General features: G+C 67.5%; 26 protein-coding genes. 16 read left to right on the top strand and 10 right to left on the bottom strand.

Annotation, left to right across the window (positions count from 1 at the left end):
- Positions 1-82 precede the first annotated feature (82 nt).
- The 6 genes from F5544_RS28710 (at position 83) to F5544_RS28685 (ending at position 4,145) form a co-directional block, all read left to right on the top strand.
- Positions 83-973 carry a LysR family transcriptional regulator gene (locus F5544_RS28710; RefSeq protein WP_167476075.1) on the top strand — a complete coding sequence of 297 codons (891 nt, stop codon included), beginning with the start codon at positions 83-85 and terminating at the stop codon, positions 971-973.
- 113 nt (positions 974-1,086) lie between these two features.
- Positions 1,087-1,578 (top strand): hypothetical protein, encoded by a 492-nt coding sequence (locus F5544_RS28705; protein ID WP_238846715.1) that lies wholly within the window; start codon positions 1,087-1,089, stop codon positions 1,576-1,578.
- Positions 1,579-1,696: 118 nt separating this feature from the next.
- Positions 1,697-2,431, top strand: coding sequence for an SDR family oxidoreductase (locus tag F5544_RS28700; RefSeq protein ID WP_238846714.1), 735 nt, complete (start codon positions 1,697-1,699; stop codon positions 2,429-2,431).
- A gap of 337 nt (positions 2,432-2,768) precedes the next feature.
- Positions 2,769-2,990 (top strand): hypothetical protein, encoded by a 222-nt coding sequence (locus F5544_RS46025; RefSeq protein WP_203217368.1) that lies wholly within the window; start codon positions 2,769-2,771, stop codon positions 2,988-2,990.
- A gap of 20 nt (positions 2,991-3,010) precedes the next feature.
- Positions 3,011-3,892, top strand: coding sequence for a nucleotidyl transferase AbiEii/AbiGii toxin family protein (locus F5544_RS28690; RefSeq protein ID WP_167476073.1), 882 nt, complete (start codon positions 3,011-3,013; stop codon positions 3,890-3,892).
- A complete protein-coding gene (locus F5544_RS28685; RefSeq protein ID WP_167476072.1) occupies positions 3,885-4,145 on the top strand; it encodes a hypothetical protein in 261 nt (86 codons plus the stop codon). The genes F5544_RS28690 and F5544_RS28685 overlap by 8 nt, the downstream gene beginning before the upstream one ends.
- A gap of 87 nt (positions 4,146-4,232) precedes the next feature.
- Here F5544_RS28685 and F5544_RS28680 read toward each other — a convergent pair whose 3' ends face one another.
- A complete protein-coding gene (locus F5544_RS28680; protein ID WP_428847075.1) occupies positions 4,233-4,841 on the bottom strand; it encodes a hypothetical protein in 609 nt (202 codons plus the stop codon).
- Between the two features lie 111 nt (positions 4,842-4,952).
- On the opposite strand from F5544_RS28680, the gene F5544_RS28675 reads away from it, so the two are divergent.
- Positions 4,953-5,774 (top strand): acyl-CoA thioesterase, encoded by an 822-nt coding sequence (locus tag F5544_RS28675; protein ID WP_167476070.1) that lies wholly within the window; start codon positions 4,953-4,955, stop codon positions 5,772-5,774.
- A 52-nt stretch (positions 5,775-5,826) separates the two neighbouring features.
- On the opposite strand, the gene F5544_RS28670 is transcribed toward F5544_RS28675, so the two are convergent.
- Positions 5,827-7,518 carry an APC family permease gene (locus tag F5544_RS28670; RefSeq protein ID WP_167479538.1) on the bottom strand — a complete coding sequence of 564 codons (1,692 nt, stop codon included), beginning with the start codon at positions 7,516-7,518 and terminating at the stop codon, positions 5,827-5,829.
- Positions 7,519-7,753: 235 nt separating this feature from the next.
- Between F5544_RS28670 and pdxT the strand changes: the two genes are divergently transcribed.
- The gene (gene pdxT / locus F5544_RS28665) at positions 7,754-8,398 is read left to right on the top strand and encodes a pyridoxal 5'-phosphate synthase glutaminase subunit PdxT (protein ID WP_167476069.1); all 645 of its coding nucleotides are present in this window, start codon (positions 7,754-7,756) and stop codon (positions 8,396-8,398) included.
- Positions 8,399-8,503: 105 nt separating this feature from the next.
- The gene (locus tag F5544_RS28660) at positions 8,504-9,256 is read left to right on the top strand and encodes a YebC/PmpR family DNA-binding transcriptional regulator (protein ID WP_167476068.1); all 753 of its coding nucleotides are present in this window, start codon (positions 8,504-8,506) and stop codon (positions 9,254-9,256) included.
- A gap of 72 nt (positions 9,257-9,328) precedes the next feature.
- Here F5544_RS28660 and F5544_RS28655 read toward each other — a convergent pair whose 3' ends face one another.
- Entirely contained in the window at positions 9,329-10,324 is a 996-nt protein-coding gene (locus F5544_RS28655) for an NADP-dependent oxidoreductase (protein ID WP_342760384.1), read from the bottom strand.
- A 28-nt stretch (positions 10,325-10,352) separates the two neighbouring features.
- Here F5544_RS28655 and F5544_RS28650 point away from each other — a divergent pair, with 28 nt between their 5' ends.
- Entirely contained in the window at positions 10,353-11,339 is a 987-nt protein-coding gene (locus F5544_RS28650) for a GlxA family transcriptional regulator (protein WP_167476067.1), read from the top strand.
- Between the two features lie 24 nt (positions 11,340-11,363).
- Here F5544_RS28650 and F5544_RS28645 read toward each other — a convergent pair whose 3' ends face one another.
- The 4 genes from F5544_RS28645 to F5544_RS28630 all read right to left on the bottom strand — a co-directional run bounded on the left by F5544_RS28645 (position 11,364) and on the right by F5544_RS28630 (position 14,183).
- Entirely contained in the window at positions 11,364-11,570 is a 207-nt protein-coding gene (locus tag F5544_RS28645; protein WP_167476066.1) for a DUF5988 family protein, read from the bottom strand.
- 47 nt (positions 11,571-11,617) lie between these two features.
- Complete coding sequence (locus F5544_RS28640; protein ID WP_194252438.1) at positions 11,618-13,123, bottom strand: alpha/beta hydrolase; 1,506 nt, start codon at positions 13,121-13,123, stop codon at positions 11,618-11,620.
- A gap of 77 nt (positions 13,124-13,200) precedes the next feature.
- Positions 13,201-13,635, bottom strand: coding sequence for a PPOX class F420-dependent oxidoreductase (locus F5544_RS28635; RefSeq protein ID WP_203217367.1), 435 nt, complete (start codon positions 13,633-13,635; stop codon positions 13,201-13,203).
- On the bottom strand, positions 13,635-14,183 hold the full coding sequence (locus tag F5544_RS28630; protein ID WP_167476064.1) for a PadR family transcriptional regulator: 549 nt from the start codon (positions 14,181-14,183) through the stop codon (positions 13,635-13,637). Before F5544_RS28630 ends, F5544_RS28635 begins: the two co-directional genes overlap by 1 nt.
- Positions 14,184-14,323: 140 nt before the next feature.
- Between F5544_RS28630 and F5544_RS28625 the strand changes: the two genes are divergently transcribed.
- The 5 genes from F5544_RS28625 (at position 14,324) to ruvB (ending at position 17,620) form a co-directional block, all read left to right on the top strand.
- Positions 14,324-14,806, top strand: a complete 483-nt coding sequence (locus F5544_RS28625; protein WP_167476063.1) for an MmpS family transport accessory protein — start codon at positions 14,324-14,326, stop codon at positions 14,804-14,806.
- A 36-nt stretch (positions 14,807-14,842) separates the two neighbouring features.
- A complete protein-coding gene (locus tag F5544_RS28620; RefSeq protein ID WP_167476062.1) occupies positions 14,843-15,262 on the top strand; it encodes an acyl-CoA thioesterase in 420 nt (139 codons plus the stop codon).
- A gap of 97 nt (positions 15,263-15,359) precedes the next feature.
- Positions 15,360-15,929, top strand: a complete 570-nt coding sequence (gene ruvC, locus F5544_RS28615; protein WP_167476061.1) for a crossover junction endodeoxyribonuclease RuvC — start codon at positions 15,360-15,362, stop codon at positions 15,927-15,929.
- A complete protein-coding gene (gene ruvA, locus F5544_RS28610) occupies positions 15,926-16,531 on the top strand; it encodes a Holliday junction branch migration protein RuvA (RefSeq protein ID WP_167476060.1) in 606 nt (201 codons plus the stop codon). The genes ruvC and ruvA overlap by 4 nt, the downstream gene beginning before the upstream one ends.
- 6 nt (positions 16,532-16,537) lie before the next feature.
- Complete coding sequence (ruvB, locus tag F5544_RS28605) at positions 16,538-17,620, top strand: Holliday junction branch migration DNA helicase RuvB (protein WP_167479535.1); 1,083 nt, start codon at positions 16,538-16,540, stop codon at positions 17,618-17,620.
- On the opposite strand, the gene F5544_RS28600 is transcribed toward ruvB, so the two are convergent.
- The 3 genes from F5544_RS28600 to F5544_RS28590 all read right to left on the bottom strand — a co-directional run bounded on the left by F5544_RS28600 (position 17,621) and on the right by F5544_RS28590 (position 21,634).
- Positions 17,621-18,736: a hypothetical protein gene (locus F5544_RS28600; protein ID WP_167476059.1), complete on the bottom strand. Its 1,116-nt coding sequence runs from the start codon at positions 18,734-18,736 to the stop codon at positions 17,621-17,623. It lies immediately after the preceding gene.
- A 1,512-nt stretch (positions 18,737-20,248) separates the two neighbouring features.
- On the bottom strand, positions 20,249-20,851 hold the full coding sequence (locus F5544_RS47135; RefSeq protein WP_167476058.1) for a DivIVA domain-containing protein: 603 nt from the start codon (positions 20,849-20,851) through the stop codon (positions 20,249-20,251).
- 180 nt (positions 20,852-21,031) lie between these two features.
- Positions 21,032-21,634: a TetR/AcrR family transcriptional regulator gene (locus tag F5544_RS28590; RefSeq protein ID WP_225727624.1), complete on the bottom strand. Its 603-nt coding sequence runs from the start codon at positions 21,632-21,634 to the stop codon at positions 21,032-21,034.
- A 124-nt stretch (positions 21,635-21,758) separates the two neighbouring features.
- Between F5544_RS28590 and F5544_RS28585 the strand changes: the two genes are divergently transcribed.
- On the top strand, positions 21,759-23,252 hold the full coding sequence (locus tag F5544_RS28585; RefSeq protein WP_167476056.1) for a flavin-containing monooxygenase: 1,494 nt from the start codon (positions 21,759-21,761) through the stop codon (positions 23,250-23,252).
- Positions 23,253-23,308 lie beyond the last annotated feature (56 nt).

The following is a 23,308-nucleotide window of genomic DNA, read 5'->3' as shown; positions in this document are numbered from 1 at the left end:
ATCCGGGCCGGGGCATGTGAGGTCGGGGTGATTATCGATCCGCAGACGGAGCCGCCGGTGGAGAACCGGTAACGTCGGCGGTGTGGAATTGCGGCAGTTGCGGTACTTCGTCGTGCTGGCGGAGGAATTGCACTTTCGCCGTGCCGCGCAGCGACTGTTCATTTCCACGCCGACGTTGAGCCAGCAGATCAAAGGTTTGGAGCGCGAAATGGGTGGGCCGCTGCTCACCCGGGAGCCGCGGATCGAACTGACCCCGGCGGGGGAGGTGCTGCTGCGCAGCGGCCGCGACATCCTGCGGGCCGCCGACGCGGCCGTCCGCGAAACCCGCAGGGAGGCGGGCGCGGAAATTCCGACGCTGCGTTTCGGATTGTTGAACGGTATACCGCCGTGGCTGCCGACGCGGATCGGTGAATTGCTTTCGGCGCGGTTGCCGGGCGCTCGAATGGTGCTGACCGGTGGAACCACCGCCGATCAGCTGCGCCTGCTCGATGACGACGAGGTGGATCTCGCGATGGTCCGCGCCCCCGTGACGTTACCCGAGCGATTCGCCCAAATCCCGGTCGCCCGTGAGGAACTCGGCATCGTGATGGCCACCGGGCACCGGCTGGCCGAGCTGGCCGAGATCGGCGCCGCCGACCTGCACGGGCAGGAACTCGTGCTGTTCGCCAGGGACTCGGCCGTCGGATTGCACGACGCGCTGCTGGCCGAATTGCGCACCCGCGGCGCGGATATCCGGTTGAGCGAGAGCGCGATGGGGCACGCCCAGATGCTGAACGTGCTGCCGATGCGGACGGATATCGTCGGGCTGAGCTCGGACCGGGTGGCCGGGCTGCCGGGGCTGCAATGGCGGCCGCTGGACCGGCCGCTCGAGGTGCGGTACGCGGCGGTGTGGCGGTCCGCCAACCGCAATCCGGCGGTCGCGGCCGTGGTTTCGGCGCTGCACGGACGGTTGCTCGACGCGTCGGTGAGCTGAGTCTCACGAACGTCGAACCGTCGCCTTATCATTCGCACAATTCCGGTGGGTAATTTCGCGATTCGAATGCGCGGGGGAATTCAGGCGCAGCCCATCGAATGAAGGACAAGCAATTGAACTTACGTAGCACCGGACGTATCGCCGTCGCGGGCCTCGCGCTGACGGCGGCGCTCGGCCTGACCGCGTGCGGCAGCGACAGTCCGAAGGAAACGCCGAAGAAAACCCCGACGTCGACGAGCGCGAAACCGGACCCGAACCTGCCGCCGGTGCCGACCGCCGCCGATCTGAACGCGGAACTGAAGCGGGCGCTCGACCCGGCGGTGCCGAATTCGGAGAAGCTGGACATGGTGCAGGGCGCGCAGGCCGATCCGGATCTGCCGAACAAATTCGCCGAGGCGTACAAGCAGACCAACGCGCAGGCGGAGGTCACGAAGGTGACGCCGTTCGGCGACACCCTCGACGCCCAGGTCAAGTTCACCGTGAACGGCCAGGAGAACACCGGCGATATCACCTTCGTCGCCGAGAACGGCAAGTGGAAGGTCGCCCAGAGTTGGGTGTGCGCCGGGCTGAAGAACTTCAACGTGCAGTCCCCGGCGTGCCCATGAGCTACCGCTTGGCACTCTTGTCGTGAAATGCCTTGCCACCTGCTGTGTTAGCCGCTGACTAACGCCAATTCGACGCTCCGACATGGACACTCGGCCCGGCCGCTGGTCGACTGGAGTCATGACAGCAAATATGAATGCGGCGCGCAGGGTGGTCATCTTCGGCGGCAGTTCGGGCATGGGGTTGGCGCTGGCCTCCGCACTGGTCGCGGACGGTGCGGAGGTGACCGTCGCGGCGCGTAACGCCGACCGGCTCGCCGCCGCGGAGCGGACGCTGGCCGGTGGTCCCGGCAAGGTTCGTACGGTCGTCGCCGATATCACCCGCGAGGCCGATATCGAGCGGGTTTTCGCCGAGGTGGGGGTGGTGGATCACGTGGTGACCACTGCCGTCGACGTCACCGGCGTCTACCAGCCGATTACCGAGCTGGATCCGGAAACCGCGCGAAAGACGTTGGACGCCAAACTGATCGGTCCGGCGCTGCTCGGCAAGCACGCCCGCCTCGCGCCCGGGGGCTCGCTCACCTTCACCTCCGGTATCGCGGCCTACCGACCCGGTCCCGGTTCCAGCATCGTCGCCGCCGCGAACGGTGCCCTCGAATCCCTCGCCTACGCCCTGTCCGTCGAACTGGCGCCGACCCGCGTCAACGTGGTCTCGCCCGGCTGGATCGACACCCCGATCTGGGACACCATCGCCGGTTCGGCCAAATCCGAACGCCACCAACAGCTGGCGACCCGCCTCCCGGTCGGCCGCATCGGCAAACCGGCCGAAATCGCCCAGGCCATAACGGCTCTCATGGACAACCCGTTCATCACCGGCACGGTCCTGCACGTCGACGGCGGCCACCGATTGGTGTGACCGCCGGATAATCGGGCGGCGAGCCTGTCGGTGGGTTCTGCCACGATGGCCCGGTGATCGAGATGGAACCACCGGATTTCGCGGGTGAATTCGAGGCGCACCTCACCGTCGCCGCGCCGAATCCGGCGAGCGCCGACGCGCTGGACCGCTATGCGGGGCAACATGATCTGAAATTCACCCACATTGTCCTCGCCCGCGGCCGAGTGCGCGATCAGCCGATGGTGACGCGGCGATACACGGGAACCGCTGCGGGCGCGTGGCATTCGGTCCTGGCCACCGCGGCCGATCTGCGGGCGGCGGGCTTCGCGGTGACCAGAATGAAGCTGGAGGCGACCCCGTGTCGGCGAACGCGCGCTGCGTGCGCGCCGACGGACGGCTGGAGCGGTTTGTCACCCAGCGGTGCCGCCTGGTCGGCGAGCGCACCGCGGCGGCCAGGGCGGAGGCGCTCGTCGTGGCCCTCTCGGCATACGAGGTTTGCTCGGTGGAAAGGGAATTCGTCGTCCTGGACACAGACGAATCGCTGGACGCGGGTTGGATAGTCGAGGCGGATGCGGCATGACTGCGACACCGTGTCGGGAATTGAGCTACCAAAGATTCTGCCGGACACCGGGTTTCGCCGAGCCCACGGACGTCGAGGCCGCGTGGTTCGCGCGGCGGTCGGCCATCGAGCACGTGCTCGCCGCGGTGGCGGAATCGCCGTGGAGTGAATACCTGGTGCTGCGCGGCAGCGCGGTGTTACGCGCGTGGTTCGGCGAATTGGCCAGAGAGCCGGGCGATCTGGACTTTGTGCTGACCGTCCACCAGCACAGGCTGCACGAAGACCCCCGGGAGATCATCGACGACATCAGGTGGCACGCCGTGAATATCTCCCGCCGATCCGGCAGTCCTGTCCGGATCGGCCTGCGGTCCGTCGAAACGGAATGGCTCTGGTCGTATTACAACGGCAGCGGGATCCGGCTGGTGTTGCCCTGGCACGGCTTCGGACAGGTGGGTACCGTGCGCCTCGATTTCGCATTCGACGAGGTGTTGCCCGATCCGCCGGTGTCGACCGAATTCCCGTTATCGGGCGCAGGCGGACGGTCTGTCACACTGCGGACCACGAGCCGACGACTGTCGCTGGCGTGGAAGGTGCTGTGGCTGTTGGCCGAACGCGACAGCGGTCCGCGTGCGAAGGACCTGTACGACGCGGTTCTGCTCGCGGAGCACTGTCACCTCCCGCCTGCGCTGCTGGACGAGGTGCTGGCGCAGGGTGCGATAGACCGGACTACGCGGCGCGAGCTGAGCTCGCGCAAGCTGCTGAGGTTGGCGCTCGATGTCGACTGGCGCGAATTCGCCGGCGAGGATCCGCTGCTATCGGGCGCGCACCTGGAATTCGCCTGGCGCCTGGCCTTCGGGCTCGAGCCGACAGTGCCCCGGATCGAAGTGGGCGCGCAAACTCCTGATCCGGCACAGCATGGGTGAATTGCGGGAACTGAACGCCGTTTTCGCGGCCGAGGGCGCGGCCGCGACGGCGCACCGGCTCGCCGGATCGGACCGCGCGATCGTCGAGCAGATCGTATTGCTGCGCGAAATACTCGACGAGTCAACGCATTCGATGAACGATATCGCGAATCTCGTCGCGCAAGCCCAGGGCCCGCTGCCTCGCGCGCCGAGGGACTATCGCGGTTACGGCGACCAGCATCGCATCGCCGGACGGCTGGCACAGCACCGCTGACCCGCCGGCGGCCCGGAATTCGCGGCTACATCGCTGATGCCCCGGACCGCGCTCTCCTGACCATGCGGCGCGCGGCATAGGCCGACATCATCCGGTCCGCAGCGCGGGCCGGTCCGGATGATCCCAGCGCACGAGAAGCGTTGGGGCATCCCGATTTTCGTCCATCTGCCGGAGCAATGCGGGCACCGTCCAGCGGTCCTGCTCCGCGGTGTTGCGCAGCAGCGCGGCCTCGGACATCTCGAGGCGCACCGTGAGATCGAAGGCGAGTCCGCGGCCGAGCAGCATCGGGCCCGCGACCAGAACAACGGTGCCCGGCAAGGCGGTTCGCACTGCGGCGCGGGCCGAGCGGTCGGTGCGCTCGTCCCACAGCGCGGGCAGCCAACGGGATTCGGCACGCAGCGCGTCGAGCACCTCGCGCCGCACCGCCGCGTAGTCGAACCATGCTGTGCGATAGGACATTTCGTCGGTCCGTCCGAATTCCATGCGCAGCGAGGCGGGCCGCACGTAGTCGTGCAGCGACACCACCTCGGCCGGGCGGCCGAGATCGCGCAGCGCCGCGGCGATCCTGGCGGCGAATCCGGCGGGGTCGGCCGCGTCGGACCCATCGATGCCGAGCACCGGATGACCCTCGAACTCGCGGACCCGGTCCACCACCAGGTCGATCAGGCCCTCCTGGGTGATCGGCACGAAACGCATGCCGTCCATCTTGCGCAACCGCGCGCGGGCCGACGAATCGGGCGAATGTCACACCCATGTTCGCGGTAGCCGGGATGTGTCCCGCACTACGGCCGGGATAATGTCGAGCGCATGGCGACAATCGAAGAGGCGCTGGAGATAGAGCGGCTCGAGCGGGATATCTTCCGTGGCGCGTCCACCAAGACCCAGCTTCCGCGCACATTCGGCGGTCAGGTTGCCGGCCAGGCACTGGTCTCTGCGGTGCGCACGGTGGAACCGCGCTTCCAGGTGCATTCGCTGCACGGCTATTTCCTGCGGCCGGGCAATCCGGAGGAGCGGACGGTCTACCTGGTCGAACGCATCCGCGACGGCAGGTCGTTCTGCACCCGCCGGGTGACCGGTGTGCAGGACGGTGCGGCCATCTTCACCATGTCGGCCTCGTTCCACATCGGCGATCAGGGTCCGCAGCATCAGGATGTGATGCCGCCGGTCCGTTGGCCGGAGGAACTGCCGGACGCCGAGACCACCATGACCCCGGAACGCCTGTGGGCCATGCGCGAATGGGAGCACTGGGATATCCGCACCGTGCCGCACGACGATATCGCCCGCCGCGACGGCGTCGTCTCCCAGCAGCAGGTGTGGTTCCGCTACCGGCATCCGCTGCCCGACGACCCGCTGTTCCATGTCTGCACCCTGGCCTACATGAGCGATATGACGCTGCTCGGCTCGTCCAAGGTGACCCATCCGGACGAGCGAACCCAGAACGCGTCGCTCGATCACGCCATGTGGTTCCTGCGCCCCTTCCGCGCCGACGACTGGCTGCTCTACGACCAGTCCTCCCCGTCGGCCGGCTTCGGCCGCGCCCTCACCGGCGGCAAGATCTTCAACCGGGAAGGCCATCTGGTGGCGGCGGTCGTCCAGGAAGGTCTGATCCGCACGTTGCGGGAGGACTGAATTCGATTCGTTCCGGATGGGTGCGAGTGGCCGTCGCACCCATCCGGAACCATCACGCCACCTGTACGCGCAGGTGGCAGACCACGGTGTCGGATAGTCGGCGCAGCTCGCGTTCCAGCTCGTCGCTGCGGTGACTGGGGATGACACGGTTCCAGCCGAGCGGTGGATCCACCTCGGCGACGACAACGACCTTGCGGCGGTCCGGATACTTCTCGCTGATGTAGCGGGCGACGGGCCCGCCGACGGTGGCGTCGTGATCGGGCAGCAGCACCAGCGGGACATCCGGATGCCAGGCCTCCCACGTCTTGGTGAAGGCTCGCGTCGATTCGCCCGCGAGGCAGACATGAACGGCGACAACGTCTTTGCCGATGGACATGGCGGCCGACAGTGCCTCGCAACTCAATTCGGAGACCTCGGACACCGGGACGATCACCACCGAATCGCGCGGCTGCGGGGCGGGCGGGAGCTCGTCTGCGCGCCGGACGGCGCCGATCTTGGTGTAGGCGCCGCGAATTCGCTCCATCCCGTAGACCAGCAGCGGCAGCACCAGCACGATCAGCCAGGCACCTTGGCCGAACTTCATCGCCGTGGTGACGATCGCCGCGACGAAGGTTAGCACCGCGCCGAATCCGTTGAGCGCCAGCCGCCACTGCCAGCCCGCGCCGTGCGCCAGCCGCCAGTGCCGCACCATGCCGACCTGGGCGATGGTGAAGCCGACGAACACTCCGATCGCGAAAAGCGGTACCAGCGCGTTCATCTCGCCGTTCGCGCCGATGAGCAGCGCGCCCGCGGCGATGGCGAGGGTCAGCACGCCGTACCGGTACACCTGCCGCGGCGAGGCCACCGCGAACCGGTGCGGCAGGCAGTTGTCGTCGGCGAGGATCTTGGTGAGCGTCGGCAGGCCGCCGTACGAGGTGTTGGCCGCCAGCGCCAGCAGCACCACGGTCGCGAATTGCACCACGTAGTAACCGATTCCGTGGCCGAGCGCGGCCTCGGTGAGCTGGGAGAGCACGGTGGTGCCGTCGACCGGGTGCACATCGAACTTCTGGATCAGCACCGCCAGCCCGATCAGCATCACGCCGAGCAGGCCGCCGAGCGCGACCTCGGCGCGTTGCGCGCGAACAACTTTCGGCGCGGCGAAGCTGGGCACCGCGTTCGCGATCGCCTCGACGCCGGTCAGCGCGGCGCACCCGCTGGAAAACGCCTTGAGTACCAACAGGATTCCGATGGTGTGGTAATCGAGCGCGGTCGCCGTGCCGGATGCGATGCCGGCCGGTTCGGAGCGCACCAGACCCGCGATGATCACGGTGAAGATGCCCGCGACGAAGATGACGGTCGGCACCATGAACGCCCGTGCGCTCTCGGTGATGCCGAGCAGGTTCAGCGCGGTGATGCCGACCAGCACGGCCAGGCAGATCCACAGCGTGTAGGGCAGCAGGGCGGGGAAGGCCGAGGTGAGCGCGGCGACACCGGCGGCGATCGATACCGCGACGTTCAGCACGTAGTCGACGATCAGCGAGGCCGCGGCGACGAGGCTGGTGCGGTGCCCGAGATGCTTCTTGGCGACCGCGTACGCGCCGCCGCCGTTCGGGAACGCGGCGATCACCTGTCGATAGGACGCGGTCAGCACGGCGAGCAGCAGGGCGATGGCCAGGGTCACCGGCAGGGTCAGCCCGAGTCCGGCGCCGCCCGCCGCGGCGAGTACCAGCACGATCGCTTCCGGACCGTAGGAGACCGAGGCCATGGCGTCGAGGGAAAGTCCGGCCAAGCCGGTCAGGACCGTAAGTCCGCGATGGTCGGGCGCCGTCTTCTCCGGGCCGCCGAAGGCCGACCGAACTCGCGGTAACACATCTGTCACCAGCGCGAGTGTGCGCGCGAACCGTTCGGTCCGCCAGGGGCGTTGATGGAATGTTGACAGGTGAGCGCGCACACATTGCCGATGTCCGTATTGTCGTAGCCGGATAAGGGAAAGGACGGGCATGGATTCGGTGGCTGCGGCACAGGTCCGGGATGCGGCGCGAACCGGGACGCCACGCATCGGCGTGCTCGCGTTGCAGGGCGATGTGCGTGAACATTTCGCCGCGATAGAGCACTGCGGCGCGACGCCGGTGAACGTGCGCCGCGCGGCCGAACTCGACGCGGTGGACGCGCTGATCCTGCCCGGCGGCGAATCGACCGCCATCAGCAAACTGCTCGAGGTCTTCGAACTGTTGGAGCCCCTGCGCGCCCGGCTGCGTGATGGCATGCCCGCCTTCGGATCCTGCGCCGGAATGATCCTGCTCGCCTCGGAGGTGCTCGACACCCGCCCCGATGCCAAACATCTCTACGGCATCGATATGACGGTGCGCCGCAACGCATTCGGCCGCCAGGTCGATTCGTTCGAAACCGACCTGGACTTCGCCGGACTGGACGATGCGCCCGTGCGGGCGGTGTTCATCAGGGCGCCGCTGGTCGAGCGGGTCGGGCCCGGCGTCGAGGTGCTGGCGACCATCCCGAGCGGTCCGTTCGCGGGGCGGATCGTCGCGGTGCGGCAGGGCAATGTGCTCGCCACCTCCTTCCATCCCGAGGTCACCGGCGATCTGCGGGTGCACGAACTGTTCGTGGACCTGGTGCGCGGGCGCTGACGGCGCACCATGACACGCCGAGTAGGCTGGCTTGGTTGCCTGTCCGGCCGCGGGCATTACCGTCGGCGGGGCACGTCAGGTATCTCCGACCGAAGGAAGTAGGGCATGAGCGGCCACTCCAAATGGGCCACCACCAAGCACAAGAAGGCCGTGATCGACGCGAAGCGCGGCAAGATGTTCGCGAAGCTGATCAAGAACATCGAGGTTGCGGCTCGGACCGGCGGTGGCGACCCTGGCGGAAACCCGACGCTCTGGGATGCCATCCAGAAGGCGAAGAAGGCGTCGGTGCCCAACGACAACATCGAGCGTGCGCGCAAGCGCGGCGCCGGTGAGGAGGCGGGCGGCGCCGACTGGCAGACCATCATGTACGAGGGCTACGGCCCGAACGGCGTGGCGGTGCTGATCGAATGCCTCACCGACAACCGCAACCGCGCCGCCGGTGAGGTGCGCGTCGCGATGACCCGCAACGGCGGCAGCATGGCCGACCCGGGTTCGGTGTCCTACCTGTTCCACCGCAAGGGCATCGTCACCCTGGAGAAGAACGGACTGTCCGAGGACGATGTGCTCACCGCGGTGCTCGACGCGGGCGCCGAGGAGGTCAACGACCTGGGCGACTCGTTCGAGGTGATCAGCGAGCCCGGTGACCTGATCGCTGTGCGCACCGCGCTGCAGACCGCCGGAATCGATTACGACTCCGCCGAATCCGGCTTCCAGCCGTCGGTGTCGGTCGAGGCCGACGCGGATACGGCCCGCAAGGTGTTCAAGCTGGTCGACGCGCTGGAGGACAGCGACGACGTGCAGAACGTCTACACCAACGTGGATGTCTCCGACGAGGTGCTCGCGCAGCTCGAGGACTGAGCGCTCGAATATTTCGGGGCGGCCCACCGGAAGTGGGCCGCCCCGAGTCGTATTCGCCGGTGTCCCTTGGGATCAGGGCATCGTGATCACCAATTTGCCGACGGTGCGGTTGGTGTCGCCGAGTTCGTGCGCCTTCGCGGCGTCGGCCAGCGGGAAGGCGCCCGCGATCGTCGGCCGCAGCGCACCGGATTCGGCGAGTCGCCGCAGTGCGTCCATACCGGCGTGGTCGGCCTCCACCAGCATGGCGACCGCGCGCAGGCCGCGCGAGTGTGCCTGTGTCAGTGCATCGTCGGACAGGCCGAGTATCGAAACCAGAATTCCGCCGGGCCGCAGCGTATCCAGCGACCGAACGGTGGTGTCGCCCGAGACCGTATCGAGCACCACGTCGACGTCGCGTACCGCTTCGGCGAAATCCGTTGTGCGGTAATCGATCGTCTCGTCCGCGCCGATCGAGCGCAGGAATTCGTGATTGCCCGCGCTCGCCGTGCCGATCACGTACGCGCCGAGGTGTTTCGCGATCTGGACCGCGAAGTGGCCGACGCCACCGGCCGCCGCATGGATCAAAATCCGCTGTCCCGCTTGCAGATTCGCCGTATCCACCAGTGCCTGCCAGGCGGTGAGCGCGGCGAGCGGGATCGCGCCCGCCTCGGTATGGTTCAGGTTGGCGGGTTTACGGGCGAAGGCCCGGGCCGGGCCCACCGCGTATTCGGCGAAGGAGCCGACGCCGAACGGGTACGGCAGCATGCCGAACACCTCGTCACCCGGCCGGAACAGGGTGACGCCGAAGCCGACGGCCGCGACCTCGCCGGACACATCCCAGCCGAGTACGAACGGCGGCTCGGGCAGGAACAGCCCTTTCCTGGCGCGATGCTTCCAGTCGGTGGGGTTGACCCCGGCGGCGCGGACCCGGACCAGGATCTGGCTCGGCCCCGGGGTGGGCACCGGGAGTTCGACCTCGTGCAGCACCTCGGGACCGCCGAGGACATCCTGGCTGATGGCGCGCATCGTATTCGGCACTTCGTTCATGGGAACCAGCTTGCCGCCGCTCGCCGCCGCAGAAAATGGCACGATTGCCATTATTCGATAGGATCGTGCCATGGCTGATATCACCGCGCACCGGGTCGTCGTGCTGGCGCTGGACGGGGTGTACCCCTTCGAGCTCGGTATACCGATGCGCGTATTCGGTTCGGCCGATGGCCGATACGAGGTGATCACCTGCTCGATCGGCGGTCGGCCGGTGCGCTCCATCGCCGATTTCGCGATCGCGGTCGAACACGACGAATCCGTGCTCGCCACCGCCGACACGGTGATCATCCCGCCATGCGATATCGCACCCATACTCGACGCGGCGGGCCGGGCTGGCCAACTGCCGCAACCCATTTCGAATGCGCTCGCCCGGATCCGGCCGGGCGTCAGGATCGTGTCCATCTGCACCGGCGCGGTCGTGGTAGCGGCGGCGGGCCTGCTGGACGGGCGGCCCGCCACCACGCACTGGGCGGTGGCCGACGAGTTCCGGCGCGCCTTCCCGCGGATCGACCTCGATCCCGACGTGCTGTACGTGGACGACGGCGAGGTGCTCACCTCGGCGGGCGCGGCCGCGGGCATCGACCTGTGCCTGCATCTGATTCGCAGCGATCACGGCAGCGAGGTGGCCAATGCGGTGGCCCGCCGCTGTGTCGTCCCGCCGTTCCGGGACGGCGGTCAGGCGCAGTACATCGAGCAGCCGATGCCGCCGTCCGCATCGCAGGGGACCGCGGCCGCCCGCCAGTGGGCGCTGGAGAATCTGCGGCTGCCACTCACCGTGGACGATCTGGCGGCCAAGGCCAGGATGAGTAAACGAACCTTCGCGCGCCGCTTCCGCGACGAAGTGGGAATGAGTCCGGGCCGCTGGCTCATTCAGCAGCGGATGTTCGCGGCCCGGCGCCTGCTCGAATCGACCGACCTCCCGGTGGATCGGATCGCGGGCGAGGTCGGCTTCGCCACCGGCGCCTCACTGCGCCAGCATCTGCACGAGGCGATCGGCGTTGCGCCCCTTACCTATCGGCGTACCTTCCGCGCGGACACGACCGCGGGCGTGTGCTGACACGCCCGCGGCCCGATCACCGCCTCATTCCGCGATGGCGGTGCGGTAGGTCCACGCGTAAACGCGTAGTGGGCCCTCGGCGGTGTCCTGCAATCGCGGTGTCGCCTCGAAATGTTCGTAGCCGCCCTTGTATTGGACCTTGATCTCGGTGCCGGGCGGGGTGACGGTGACCACGCGGGTCGGCAAATCCGCCGGCCCGCCCTCCAAGACAGCTCGCGCAGCGTTACTCATCCCCCGATGGTAGGTGTGTCACAGCACACACCTACCCGTTTCGGTGACTACGCCTGATTCGGCACCGGCAGTCCGACGCGCGCGACCACCCACGGGAACGACGAGGTGAACGCCGCGGTGGCGAATTGCCAGGTATGCCCGCCTTTGGTGGTGTGGATCGTGCAGTCGATACCCACCGCGTGCCCGGCGTCGCACAGCTTCTCCGCCGCGCCGACCTCGCCGGTGTCGTACACCCCGTCGTGTCCGCCGAAGCCGATCGCGCCCTCGTCCACCTTCGGCGGATGGAAGTTGCCGGGCTTACCCGGCCCGCCATTGCGCTGCGGCGGGGTCAGATCGTCGAAAAGCCCTGCGACACCGGTGTATTGGCCATGCTTGGCCATTACGGTCAACGGGTCGAACCGATCCCACTGTGTCGCGTCGCCGCCGTAGAGCCTGCGGATGGTCTGCTCCTTGTCACCCGACGTCGGGCCGAGGTCGCCCGCGATATCGACGAAGGTGTGGAACAGCTCCGGATGCATCACGGTGAGGTCGACCGCACAGGTGCCGCCCATCGACCAGCCGACGACCGCCCAATTCGCCGGATCGGCCGATGCGCCGAACCGGGATTCGAGATAGCTCGGCACATCCTTGGTGAGATGGTCGGCCGCGTCGCCGCGCGGGCCGTTCACGCATTCGGTGTCGTTGTTGAAGCTGCCGCTGGAGTCGACGAAGGCGAGAATCGGTGCGCGGCCACCATTGCTCGCGGCGAATTTGTCCACCGCCGGCATGATCTGGCCGCTGCGGACCCAGTCGGCGGGCGTATTGAATTCGCCCCCGATCATCATCACCACCGGCAGTCGCGGCGGTGTCGCTCCGGCGAACCAGGCGGGTGGCAGATAGACGTATTCGGTGCGATGCGGAAAGTTGCTGCCGGAGTCGGGAATCTGGACCGGCACGATCTTGCCGGATGTCACGTTCGTGCCGCGCAGCCCGGCCAGCGCGGATATATCGGTCTGATTCGGCAGCGGGCCCGCGGTGAGCGAACTCCAGGCGGACTGCCAGGTGGGGTAGTAGCCGACCCACTGGTTCAGCACCAGACCGGTGCTCAGCAGCGCCAGCGGCACCGCGAGCACGGATACCCCGCGTCGCCACCAGCGCGCGCTCCGCCAGCCGAGCGCGGCGACCGCGATCGCGCCGAATGTCGCGGCGACGCACACCCACAGCAGCGGCGGCGCCGGATCCGAGGCCAGCCCTTGATCGTTCATGTACGCCCAGGCCGCGAGCGCGCCCGCGCCGCCGACCAGCACGCACACCGGGAGCCAGATCAACCGCCAGCGGCGGGTCCGCCAGCCGATCGCCAGCACCAGCGCGGCCACCGCCAGCAATTCGACGGTGATCGGCAGCCAGCCGTGCAACAGCGAGATGCCGTGGTGAAAGTTGTTCTGGAAGTTGGAGTTCAGCCCGGCGGGCGGCAACTGCGGCGCCGCGGGGGCCGGAGTCGCCGCCGGGGTGGGTAGCGGTGTCGTCGGCGGGGCTGGTGGCGGCGCGGCAAGGGGCGCTCGAAGAACGGGCACCTACCGGATTGTCGAGGCGATTCCTCGAGACACCCTGTGAGCCCGCTCCAGCGAATCTGTGGGCGGCGAACAGGTGGCTATGCCGCGATATCGCGGGCGGCGATCACCCGGTCGATTCTCGCCTTGACCAGATATTCGCCGGGCACCGAGTTGCGGGTCCCGTATGCCTGCGCCCGGTCCGCGCCCATGTACCTGGCGCCGATCCGGGTCGCCCAGGTGCGCAATTCCGTTGGGTCGTCGGTGAATTCGGCGGTGCACTCCAGCATGACGTAGCCGTAGGGCGGTTCCTGATCGTCGACGCAGAGCGCGAAATGCGGGTCGCGGCGCAGCGCACGGTATTTCAGCGAATCGTGCCAGGTGGTGAAAACCACACGGGGCGAATCGGATTCGTCGAGCAGGAACCACACCGGGGTCACGTGCGGGCGGCCGTCCCTGCGCTGGGTCGCCAGCTTCCCGGTGCGCGTCCCGGTGAGTACGAAGGCCCGCCACTCGTGTTCGGACATCGTCGGCATCATTCCGTCCTTTCCAGCGCCGTCAACTCGCGCAGAGTCGCGGTGAGCCAGTCCATTTCGGTCTTGGTGGTGGCACGGGCGATGCGCAGCATGCCGCGCCGGTACGGGTCGTCGACCTCTTCGGCGGGCAGCGGGCGATCGCCCTCGTAGAAGAAGCTGCTCGGTTCGGCGAGAAAGGCCTGGCGCCTGCGCAGCACGGCGGCGCGCTCGGCCGGATCCGGGAGGTGTCGCAGGAAGGCGAGCAGTATGAACCACCGGTTGGCGTCGGTGATGAACGCATCGGCGGGTGCGCGCAGCCGCTCCAGCAGGTCGACCCGGCCCGCCTCGGTCAGGGCCAGCATGTGCCGCGGCGCGGCGGCCGTCCCGGGCTGCGCCGCCCTGGTGAGCAGGCCCGCCGTCTCCATTCGTTTGATGGCCGGATAGAGCGTGCCGTGGCTGATGGTGCTCGCGTGCCCGGACAGCCGCGCGATGCGCACCCGCAGGTCGTATCCGTGCAGCGGTTCCTCGTAGAGGAAGCCGAGGATCGCGAGGGTCAGCGCGCTGGTCATGTCGGTAACCATAGTGTCGTCTCGAACATATGTCGAATCGACTTATGACGATACGACTTACCGGCGTGGCCGACTGTCGGGTTTGCCGCGATTCGGGTAGTGTTTTCCCAGTCCACACGGGGATTTCGGGAGGGGAATCGATGACCTATCAGCCGCCACCCGGCTCGGGGTATCCGCCGCCGCAGTACGGCTACTACCCGCCGCCGCAGTATCCGCCGCCCAAGTCGAAGCCGGTGTGGCCGTGGGTGCTCGGCGGCGTACTACTGGCGATCTTCCTGCTGGCGGGCGGCTGTTTCGCGATATTCGGCACGGTCGCGTGGCGGCTGAACAAGGATGCGAACCAGGAGATTTCGGTGACCTACCAGGTCACCGGCACCGCCTCCGCGGTGGATGTCACCTACTACACCGACGATTTCGTCAGCCACGAGGAAAAGGGCGTCTCGCTGCCGTGGCGAAAAGACGTGAAGGTCAAGGGCATTGCCAAGTCGGCGAGCGTATCGGTGATCAGCTCCTCCGGCGGCACCGTCGGCTGCACGATCGTGCACGACGGCAAAACCATTGCCCAGCAGTCCTATTCGAGTAAGTACTCGGCATCGGCCAGCTGCTTCGGCACGGTGGACTGACCGAATCTGTCGGTGGGTGCTGGCATAGTCACGCCCGTGGTGTTCAGTACCCGCATCGACATCCGGGTGTCCGATCTCGATGCTCAATTGCACGTCGCCGGACACGCTTATCACCAGTTCGCGGATCAGGCGCGCTGGGCCTGCCTACAGGCCGCAGGTGTCTCGATTCCCGACATGATCGGCGCGGGTTTCGGTCCGGTGAATCTGGAGACCGTGCTGAAATTCCAGCGCGAGCTGCGCGGCGGCGAGACCGTCGAGGTCAGCTGCGCATGGATCTGGGGCGCGGGCAAGACCTACCGGCTCGAGCACGTCTTCACCCGATCCGACGGTGAAATCGCCGCGACGGTCGGTCACGTCAGCGGGGTGCTGGATCTACGGCGGCGCAAACTGGTCGCCGATCCGGCGGCCGCCTGGCGCGAGCGCGCGGACCGGCCGGAGCTGCTCGGGCTGACCTGATCCGTGTCGCTGAAGCCGGGCTGTGTCGTTAGGATAACGAGGCTCCGACCTCCGTTAGACTCTCGAACAGTTGTTCGTGTCTGGGAGAGGGGATTTCGTGCGGGTGATGGGCGTCGACCCCGGGCTCACCCGGTGCGGCCTCAGCGTCGTCGAGGGCGGGCTGGGCCGGAAGGTCACCGCACTGGATGTCGACGTGGTGCGCACCCCCACCGAACTCGACCTCGCACACCGGCTGCTGCGCGTCGCCGACGCCGCCGAGCACTGGATGGATACGCACAAACCGGAGGCCGTCGCCATCGAACGAGTCTTCGCCCAGCACAATGTGCGCACCGCCATGGGCACCGCGCAGGCGGGCGGCGTCATCGCGCTGGCCGCGGCGCGCCGGGGAATTCCGGTCGCCTTCCACACACCCAGCGAGGTGAAGGCCGCGGTCACCGGCAATGGTTCGGCCGACAAGGCGCAGGTGACGGCGATGGTCACCCGAATACTCGGCCTGCAGGTCGCGCCGAAACCCGCCGACGCGGCGGATGCGCTGGCACTGGCCATCTGTCATTGTTGGCGGGCGCCGCTGCTGGACCGGATGGCCAAGGCCGAGGCGCAGGCCGCCGAGGTGCGGCGGCGGTACACCGAAAAGCTTGCCGAACAACGAAAGGCGGTGCGCGGGTGATCGCGTCGGTACGCGGCGAAGTACTGGAGATCGCGCTCGACCATGTGGTGCTGGAGGCGGCGGGCGTCGGCTACCGGCTCAACGCGACCCCGGCCACACTGGCCACCCTCACCCGCGGTGCGGAAACCCGGCTCTACACGGCGATGATCGTGCGCGAGGATTCGATGACGCTGTACGGCTTCGCGGATACCGAGGCCCGCGACCTCTTCGGTCTGCTGCAAACGGTTTCGGGCGTCGGGCCGCGGCTGGCCATGGCGGTGCTCGCGGTACTGGAACCCGAGGCACTGCGCAAGGCGCTGGCCGAAAGCAATGTCGCCGCGCTCACCCGGGTGCCCGGCATCGGCAAACGCGGCGCCGAGCGCATGGTCGTCGAACTGCGGGACAAGGTGAATCTCGTTCCGGTGCAGTCGGGTCCACCCGGCGCGACGTCGGCGCCCGTGCTCACCCCGGTGCGCGACCAGGTGGTGGAGGCGCTCACCGGGCTCGGATTCGCACTGAAACAGGCCGAGCCGGCCGTGGATTCGGTACTGGCCGAACAGCCCGCCGCCGACACCTCGACCGCGCTGCGGGCCGCGCTCGGCCTGCTCGGCAAGAATCGGTAATACGTGATGGATCATCAGGACGAGGCCGAATCCCAGGTCACCGCAAGCTATCTGCGGTCCGACGGGGAGATCGAGGCCAGCCTGCGCCCGAAATCGCTGGACGACTTCATCGGCCAGCCGCGGGTGCGCGAACAGTTGGCGCTGGTGCTGCGCGGCGCGAAACAGCGCGGCGGCACACCGGATCACGTGCTGCTGTCCGGACCACCCGGACTCGGCAAGACGAGTATGGCGATGATCATCGCCACGGAACTCGGTACGGCGCTGCGCATCACATCGGGCCCGGCGCTGGAGCGCGCCGGCGATCTGGCCGCCATGCTGAGCAACCTCGTCGAGGGCGATGTGCTGTTCATCGATGAGATCCATCGCATCGCGCGACCCGCCGAGGAGATGCTCTACCTTGCGATGGAGGACTTCCGGGTCGACGTCGTCGTCGGGAAAGGCCCTGGGGCGACGTCGATTCCGCTGGAGATCGCGCCGTTCACGCTGGTGGGTGCGACAACTCGGTCCGGCGCGCTCACCGGCCCGCTGCGCGACCGCTTCGGCTTCACCGGGCATATGGATTTCTACGATCCGGACGAACTGCTGCACATTCTGCAGCGTTCCGCGCATATCCTCGGCGTCGCCATAGAACCGGATGCCGCCGGTGAGATCGCGGGCCGCTCCCGCGGCACGCCCCGGATCGCGAACCGGCTGCTGCGCCGGGTCCGCGACTATGCCGAGGTGCGCGCCGACGGTCTCATCACCCGGCCCATCGCGCAGGCCGCGCTCGAGGTCTACGACGTCGACGTGCTCGGTCTCGATCGGCTCGACCGCGCGGTGCTCGGCGCGCTGGTCCGCAGCTTCGGCGGTGGGCCCGTTGGTGTTTCGACGCTCGCCGTCGCGGTGGGGGAGGAGGCCGCCACCGTCGAGGAGGTGTGCGAACCCTTCCTGGTCCGCGCCGGGCTGGTCGCCCGCACCCCGCGTGGTCGCGTCGCCACCGCCGCGGCCTGGGAACACCTCGGCCTCGTCCCGCCCCCCGACCTGGTATTCGGCTCGATCGAGGTGCGCGGCCGCGAACCGCAGCCGACCCTCGACCTGTTCGACACCTGATCAGAGTTTGCGGACGCTGGCGAAGATCTGGCGCGCCAGCTCCGGCGTCACCTCACCGTCGACCCCGCGATCCGCGCCGATCGTCAACACCAGCATCGGATTCCGCGGCCCAGGAAAGGCGAAGGTGTACACCGAGTATCGCGTTGTCGCGCAACCGGGTTTGGCCGGATGCCAACTCCCGGACGTCTCGACCATCTGCCCGCTGATACCGCCGCCCGCCGCGATCGGGGCAGGCGCCGAAGCCGAGCCGCCACTCGGATCGTCATAGCCGAGGGTGGCCGCGCTCTTTCCGACATTGGCGGCGGCCGCCGCTGGATCGGTCAGATCGGACCTGCTGACGAACGACATCGACCGGGTGCCCGAACCCGGGCAGTACTTCTCGCCGTCGGCCGCGGTTCCGGTGCCGGAGATCCGGTTGCCGCTCGCATCCTCATAACCGCGAATCACGCTCTCGGAATCGACCTTCCAGCCCGCGGGCACGTCATAGGCGATACCGCGGGACGGCACCGCGACACCCTGGAACCCGGCGATCACCGGTGCGGTGGTGCTCGGCGACTTGGGCGCCGAGGTGGACGGTGACGTCGATTTGGTCGGTGCACCGGTCGTCGGCGCGGCGGTGGTGGTCTCCGCGGCCTGCACCGGCGTCGACTTGTTGGTGAATGCCACCGCCGCGGTGATTCCCGCCCCTATCAGGACGATCACCACCACGATGATGCCGACGATCAGGCCGGTATTGCGTTGCGGCGGGGTCTGATACGGGGCTGGGTACTGACCCTGGTAGGGCTGTTGAGTGGGGTCTGGGTACTGACCCTGGTAGGGCTGCTGGCCCTGGTACGGCTGCTGGGCCTGGTAGGGCGATTGGCCTTGGTAGGTCGGCTGGCTTTGGTATGGCTGCTGGCCTTGGTGGGGTTGCTGGCTCTGATATGGCAGTTGTGCATCGCTCGGCTGCTGGCCATGCGCCGACTGCTGGCCGTCGAGCGGCGGATATTCATACGGCTGCTGCCCACCGTCCAACGGCGGATACTCGTACGCCTGCTGCGGCTGAATCCGAGTCGGATAGTCCCGTGGATACGCCTGCCCCGAATCGGGCCGCTGCCACTGCTGATCATCTGTCACGCTGTTCCCCCTCGATACCTGTGGTCGCCGGAGCACGTCACCTCGCAACAGTCTGCCGTCCGACATACAGCAAGGCTGCGTCGGGGCTGTGCTGCGCCGGTGCCGTCCGCGAGGGATCGGTGCGTCGGCGGACGGTTGCGCCGCTACGACGGCTGGATTGCCCGAGGTGGGCGCGGGGTGGGTTGGCATGCGGCGGTGCGGTTCGCATCGGGAGTGAGGCCGATATACGTACCGGCGCTGTTGCATTCGGGGCTGTGCTGCGCTGGTGCCGTCGTGGGGGATCGGTGCGTCGGCGGATGGTCGCGCCGCTACGACGGCTGGATTGCCCGAGGTGGGTGCGGGTGCGTTGGCATGCGGCGGTGCGGTTCGCATCGGGAGTGAGGCCGGAATCTGTACCGGCGCTGTTGTGTCCGGGGCTGTGCTGTGCTGGTGCCGTCGTGGGGGATCGGTGCGTCGGTGGATGGTTGCGTCGCTACGACGGCTGGATTGCCCGAGGTGGGCGCGGGGTGCGTTGGCATGCGGAGGTGCGGTTTCGCACTCGGAGTGAGGCCGATATACCTACCGGCGCTGTAGCATCCGGCCTGAACGGCCAAAACCAGACGACTTCCGCGAGATTTCCGCATATCCCAGCTGATTTTGTCCACCCAGGCCGACTGAATCGCCCGAGGTGGGCGCGCTGCACGTTGGCGAACAGCGTCTCGTCCGCACCAGGGCCGCCAATGCTTGGTCGTGTTGATCACGCCCCTCCCGATGCCGCCGCACGCCGTCTCTATGGCGCGCACCCCGTACAACCAATGCACGGTTCGAAGACGGGGTGCAGCCACCCTGTTTCACCTTTGAACACGTAGGTGGCTGGCGTCAGCGTGCAAACCCAGGCGTCCCGCGAGTTGCCCCTGCCCGGCGACGCACCGGTGGCACGCGTCGCTCGACACACCGGTACCCCCGGTTCGCGCACAGCAATTGGCTTCGCACGCAAGCTATTGCAAGTGCGAGAAGCCGAAACCTACGCGGGAACAACGTAATCCGTGGGGGGAACCGGAACTCCGCATACCAACGCACCACGCGCCCACCTCGGGCGATTCAGTCGTCGTAGCGACGTGACCACCAACCCAAGGCGCCGATCCCTCCTAATCGAGCGGGTGACCGGAACTCCGCATACCAACGCACCACGCGCCCACCTCGGGCGATCCAGTCGTCGTAGCGACGCGACCACCAACCCAACCCACCGATCCGTCCAAATCGAGCGGGAGACCGGAACACCGCATGCGAATACATCCCGCCATCTAAGGCGATCCGGTCGCCGTAGCGCCGCGACCCCCAACTCACCGATCCCTCCGAACCGAGGCGAAGAGGAATGCCGAATGCGAGCATCGCCACTCAGCCGGGGTGGCCCCGTTGTCACAGCGACGCGACCACCCAACTTGCCGATGACCTGGCTGATCCGGTCGCAGTGACGTGCTCACCCGGCAACTGCCCCGAAGACCCGGGCGCGAGACCGCCCCTGCCGCAAACCTATTCGCGGTGGATCCACCGAAGATGATGGTGCTGCTGGTCGGCGTGTTCGATGGCGGTGACAACCAGGTCGAGGAACGCGTCCACCTCCTCGCGGTGATATCCGCGGGTGCCCAAACGGGCCTCGGTGAAGCGGACCGATTTGACGTCGGCGACGGTCAGGCTGCCGGGCCCGTCGTGGGTGAGGGTGGCGGCGACCAGGTCGAGGAAGGCGTCGACCTCGTCGCGGTGGTAGCCGCGGTGGCCGACGGGTGCGGGGCTGAACCGCATGCGATGTACGTCGTCGGCGGTGAGCAGGGTGTGGCCGTTGCCGTTGACGCCCGCGGGCACCGGACGGCTGCCGAGCTGGCGGAACTCCAGCTCCACCCGCACCCGGTCCAGGAATTCGTCGACCTGTTCGGCCTCGTAGCCGCGGCCGCCGAAGCGCGGGGCGTCGAAGCTGACGTGGCGGATATCGTCGGCGGTGAGGGCGCCGCGTCCGTCGAGGGTTGCGCAGACCGCTTCGAGGAAGGCGTCCACCTCGTCGGCGTGATAGCCGCGATGCCCCATGGCAGGCATGCCGAAGTGGGTGCGACTCACATCTTCCGGTGTCACCCGCGACATTCTGTCAGGCCCTCCGTCGTGTTCCGGCCGAATATGCGAATCTCGTACCCGGCGGTCTTCAACCAGTATTCGAGCCCCCGACCCGCATGAGCATCACCTTACGCCGGGCGATTCGCGAAATGTTCGCTACCCGAGTGGAATTCCCGCGGGTTATCGCGGGGCGAGCGAAGAGCGAACCGGTCAGTCGCGCCGGACGCCGTCGATGAGCAATCGGCGAATCGCCTGGTTCAGCCCGGCGATGGCCGCCTCGTCGGGTTCGCGCAGGCCGTGCACGATGGCGGCCAGCAGCATTCCGGTGACCGCGCGGGCGGTGTTCGCCGTATCGAGATCGGCACGCAGATAACCGAGTTCGACGCCGTGGTCGAGATAGCCCGCGGTGAGCGCGTCGGCGGTGTCGAGCAGTCCGTACAGCCGTGCGGTGAGTTCGTCGTCGATGCCGGGCGCGTGGAAAAGGAGTAGCTGTGCGACGCGGCGGTCGTCGATCAGGATGCCGGTGAGCGCGCCGCCGATCCGGTCGATCTGGGCCCGGTATTCGTCCAGGGTGGTTGCCGCGTCGGGTGCGTTCTCGGTGCCGAGCGCGTCGACGATTCGGGCGGACAGATCGTCGATGACGTGGTCGATGATGTCGCGCTTATTGCTGAAGTAGCGGTAGAAGGTGCCGTGCCCGATGCCCAATTGTCCTGCGATATCGGCGATTCCGGTGGCGTGGTAGCCCTTCTCGGCGAAGCACGCGAACGCGGTGTCGATGATCGCCTGGCGCAGTTCGGCCTTGCGGCGCTGCATGGCGTTCCCGGTGGTGCGGGAGGTCCGCGTGGATGGCTTCGTCACGACCCCGATGATACAGTCGTCATAAACGGAATGATGTGTCATTCTGTGATGGACGGTTCAGCAAACCAGGAGGTTCGGCGTGGCGCCTCAGTTCGACGCGATCGTGATCGGCGCGGGATTCGGTGGTATGGGGGCGGGCATCGAGCTCGACCGACTAGGCCTGAGCAACTACGTGATCCTGGAGCGCGAGGACGACCTCGGCGGCACCTGGCACGTCAATCACTATCCCGGCCTCGCCGTCGATATCGCCTCGGTGACCTACTCGTACTCGTTCGAGCCGAACCCGCACTGGTCGCGGCTGTTCGCACCCGGCGCCGAACTGAAGAAGTACGCCGAACATGTTGCCGACAAATATGGTTTGCGCCGCCGTATGCGCTTCAACACCGTCGTGGACGGCGCCCGCTGGGACGCCGAACACCAGCAGTGGGTGGTCTCCGTCGCCGGCGGTGAAACCCTCACCGGCCGTTACCTGCTCGCCGCCACCGGCTTCCTGTCCCAGCCGTACACGCCGCCCTTCCCCGGCATAGATACCTTCGCGGGCAAGATCATTCACACCACCGCGTGGGAGGACGATTTCGACCTGACCGGCCGCCGCGCCGCCGTCATCGGCACCGGCGCCACCGCCGTCCAGTTGATTCCCGAGGTGGCCAAGAAGGCCGCGGCGCTCACCGTCTTTCAGCGCACCCCGATCTGGGTGGTACCCAAGATCGATGCCGCGATCCCGCCCGCCGTCCAGCAGTTGTTCGCGAAAGTGCCTGTGACGCAAAAGGCCGCGCGCCTGGTGAATACGAGCCTGCTAGAGGCGCTGATGGTGATCGGCGTACTGCACTTCAAGCACGCCAAGCTACTGAATCGGGGCGCGGGCGTGCTCGCCAAGGCGCATCTGCGAGCGCAGGTGCGGGACAAGGAGATTCGCAAGCAGCTCACCCCGCACTACGACTTCGGCTGTAAGCGCCCGACCTTCTCCAACACCTACTTCCGCACCTTCAACCAGCCGCACGTGCGCTTGGAGACCAACTCCATCGATCACGTCGAGGCCGATGGCATCGTCACCGCGGACGGCCACAAGACCGAGATCGACACTCTCATCCTGGCCACCGGCTTCAACCTGTGGGATGTGAACTTCCCGGCCATCGAGATCATCGGCCGCGAGGGTGTGAACCTCGGAAAGTGGTGGCGCGACAACCGATTCCAGGCCTACGAGGGCATAACCGTGCCCAAGTTCCCGAACTTCCTGAGCCTCAACAGCCCGTACTCGTACAGCGGCCTGTCCTATTTCACCACCATCGAGGCGCAGATGAAGCATATGGGCAGGCTGTTCGGCGAGCTGTTCCGGCGCGGGGAAACGACTTTCGAGGTCACCGAGCGCGCGAACACCGAATTCCTGGACCGCGTCACCGAGAAGCTCGGCTCCTCGGTCTTCTACGGCGGCGATTGCTCCACCGCGCGCAGCTACTACTTCAACCAGCACGGCGAGGCCGCCCTGCTCCGCCCGACCAGCACGGTCAACGCCCACCGCGAGGCGGTCACCTTCCCGCTCGACGACTACAGCTACGGCCCGGCTGCCGCCTGATCCCGCGCAAACGCGCGGTGCGCGGATCTCCTTCCCAGAAAGGTGAATTCGCCGCT

The organism is Nocardia arthritidis, assembly GCF_011801145.1.
Lineage (GTDB): Bacteria > Actinomycetota > Actinomycetes > Mycobacteriales > Mycobacteriaceae > Nocardia > Nocardia arthritidis_A.
Note: the sequence above shows the minus strand (reverse complement) of the source record. Positions and strands in the feature narration are given on the sequence as shown.

Excerpts from the sequence above, each read along its gene's own strand:
- F5544_RS28700 (WP_238846714.1), top strand. The coding sequence starts at position 1,697 with ATGACAGCAAATATGAATGCGGCGCGCAGGGTGGTCATCTTCGGCGGC.
- F5544_RS28685 (WP_167476072.1), top strand. The coding sequence starts at position 3,885 with ATGGGTGAATTGCGGGAACTGAACGCCGTTTTCGCGGCCGAGGGCGCG.
- F5544_RS28680 (WP_428847075.1), bottom strand. The coding sequence starts at position 4,841 with ATGCGTTTCGTGCCGATCACCCAGGAGGGCCTGATCGACCTGGTGGTG.
- F5544_RS28675 (WP_167476070.1), top strand. The coding sequence starts at position 4,953 with ATGGCGACAATCGAAGAGGCGCTGGAGATAGAGCGGCTCGAGCGGGAT.
- F5544_RS28670 (WP_167479538.1), bottom strand. The coding sequence starts at position 7,518 with ATGGCCTCGGTCTCCTACGGTCCGGAAGCGATCGTGCTGGTACTCGCC.
- pdxT (WP_167476069.1), top strand. The coding sequence starts at position 7,754 with ATGGATTCGGTGGCTGCGGCACAGGTCCGGGATGCGGCGCGAACCGGG.
- F5544_RS28660 (WP_167476068.1), top strand. The coding sequence starts at position 8,504 with ATGAGCGGCCACTCCAAATGGGCCACCACCAAGCACAAGAAGGCCGTG.
- F5544_RS28650 (WP_167476067.1), top strand. The coding sequence starts at position 10,353 with ATGGCTGATATCACCGCGCACCGGGTCGTCGTGCTGGCGCTGGACGGG.
- F5544_RS28645 (WP_167476066.1), bottom strand. The coding sequence starts at position 11,570 with ATGAGTAACGCTGCGCGAGCTGTCTTGGAGGGCGGGCCGGCGGATTTG.
- F5544_RS28635 (WP_203217367.1), bottom strand. The coding sequence starts at position 13,635 with ATGCCGACGATGTCCGAACACGAGTGGCGGGCCTTCGTACTCACCGGG.
- F5544_RS28630 (WP_167476064.1), bottom strand. The coding sequence starts at position 14,183 with ATGACCAGCGCGCTGACCCTCGCGATCCTCGGCTTCCTCTACGAGGAA.
- F5544_RS28625 (WP_167476063.1), top strand. The coding sequence starts at position 14,324 with ATGACCTATCAGCCGCCACCCGGCTCGGGGTATCCGCCGCCGCAGTAC.
- ruvB (WP_167479535.1), top strand. The coding sequence starts at position 16,538 with ATGGATCATCAGGACGAGGCCGAATCCCAGGTCACCGCAAGCTATCTG.
- F5544_RS47135 (WP_167476058.1), bottom strand. The coding sequence starts at position 20,851 with ATGTCGCGGGTGACACCGGAAGATGTGAGTCGCACCCACTTCGGCATG.
- F5544_RS28590 (WP_225727624.1), bottom strand. The coding sequence starts at position 21,634 with ATGCAGCGCCGCAAGGCCGAACTGCGCCAGGCGATCATCGACACCGCG.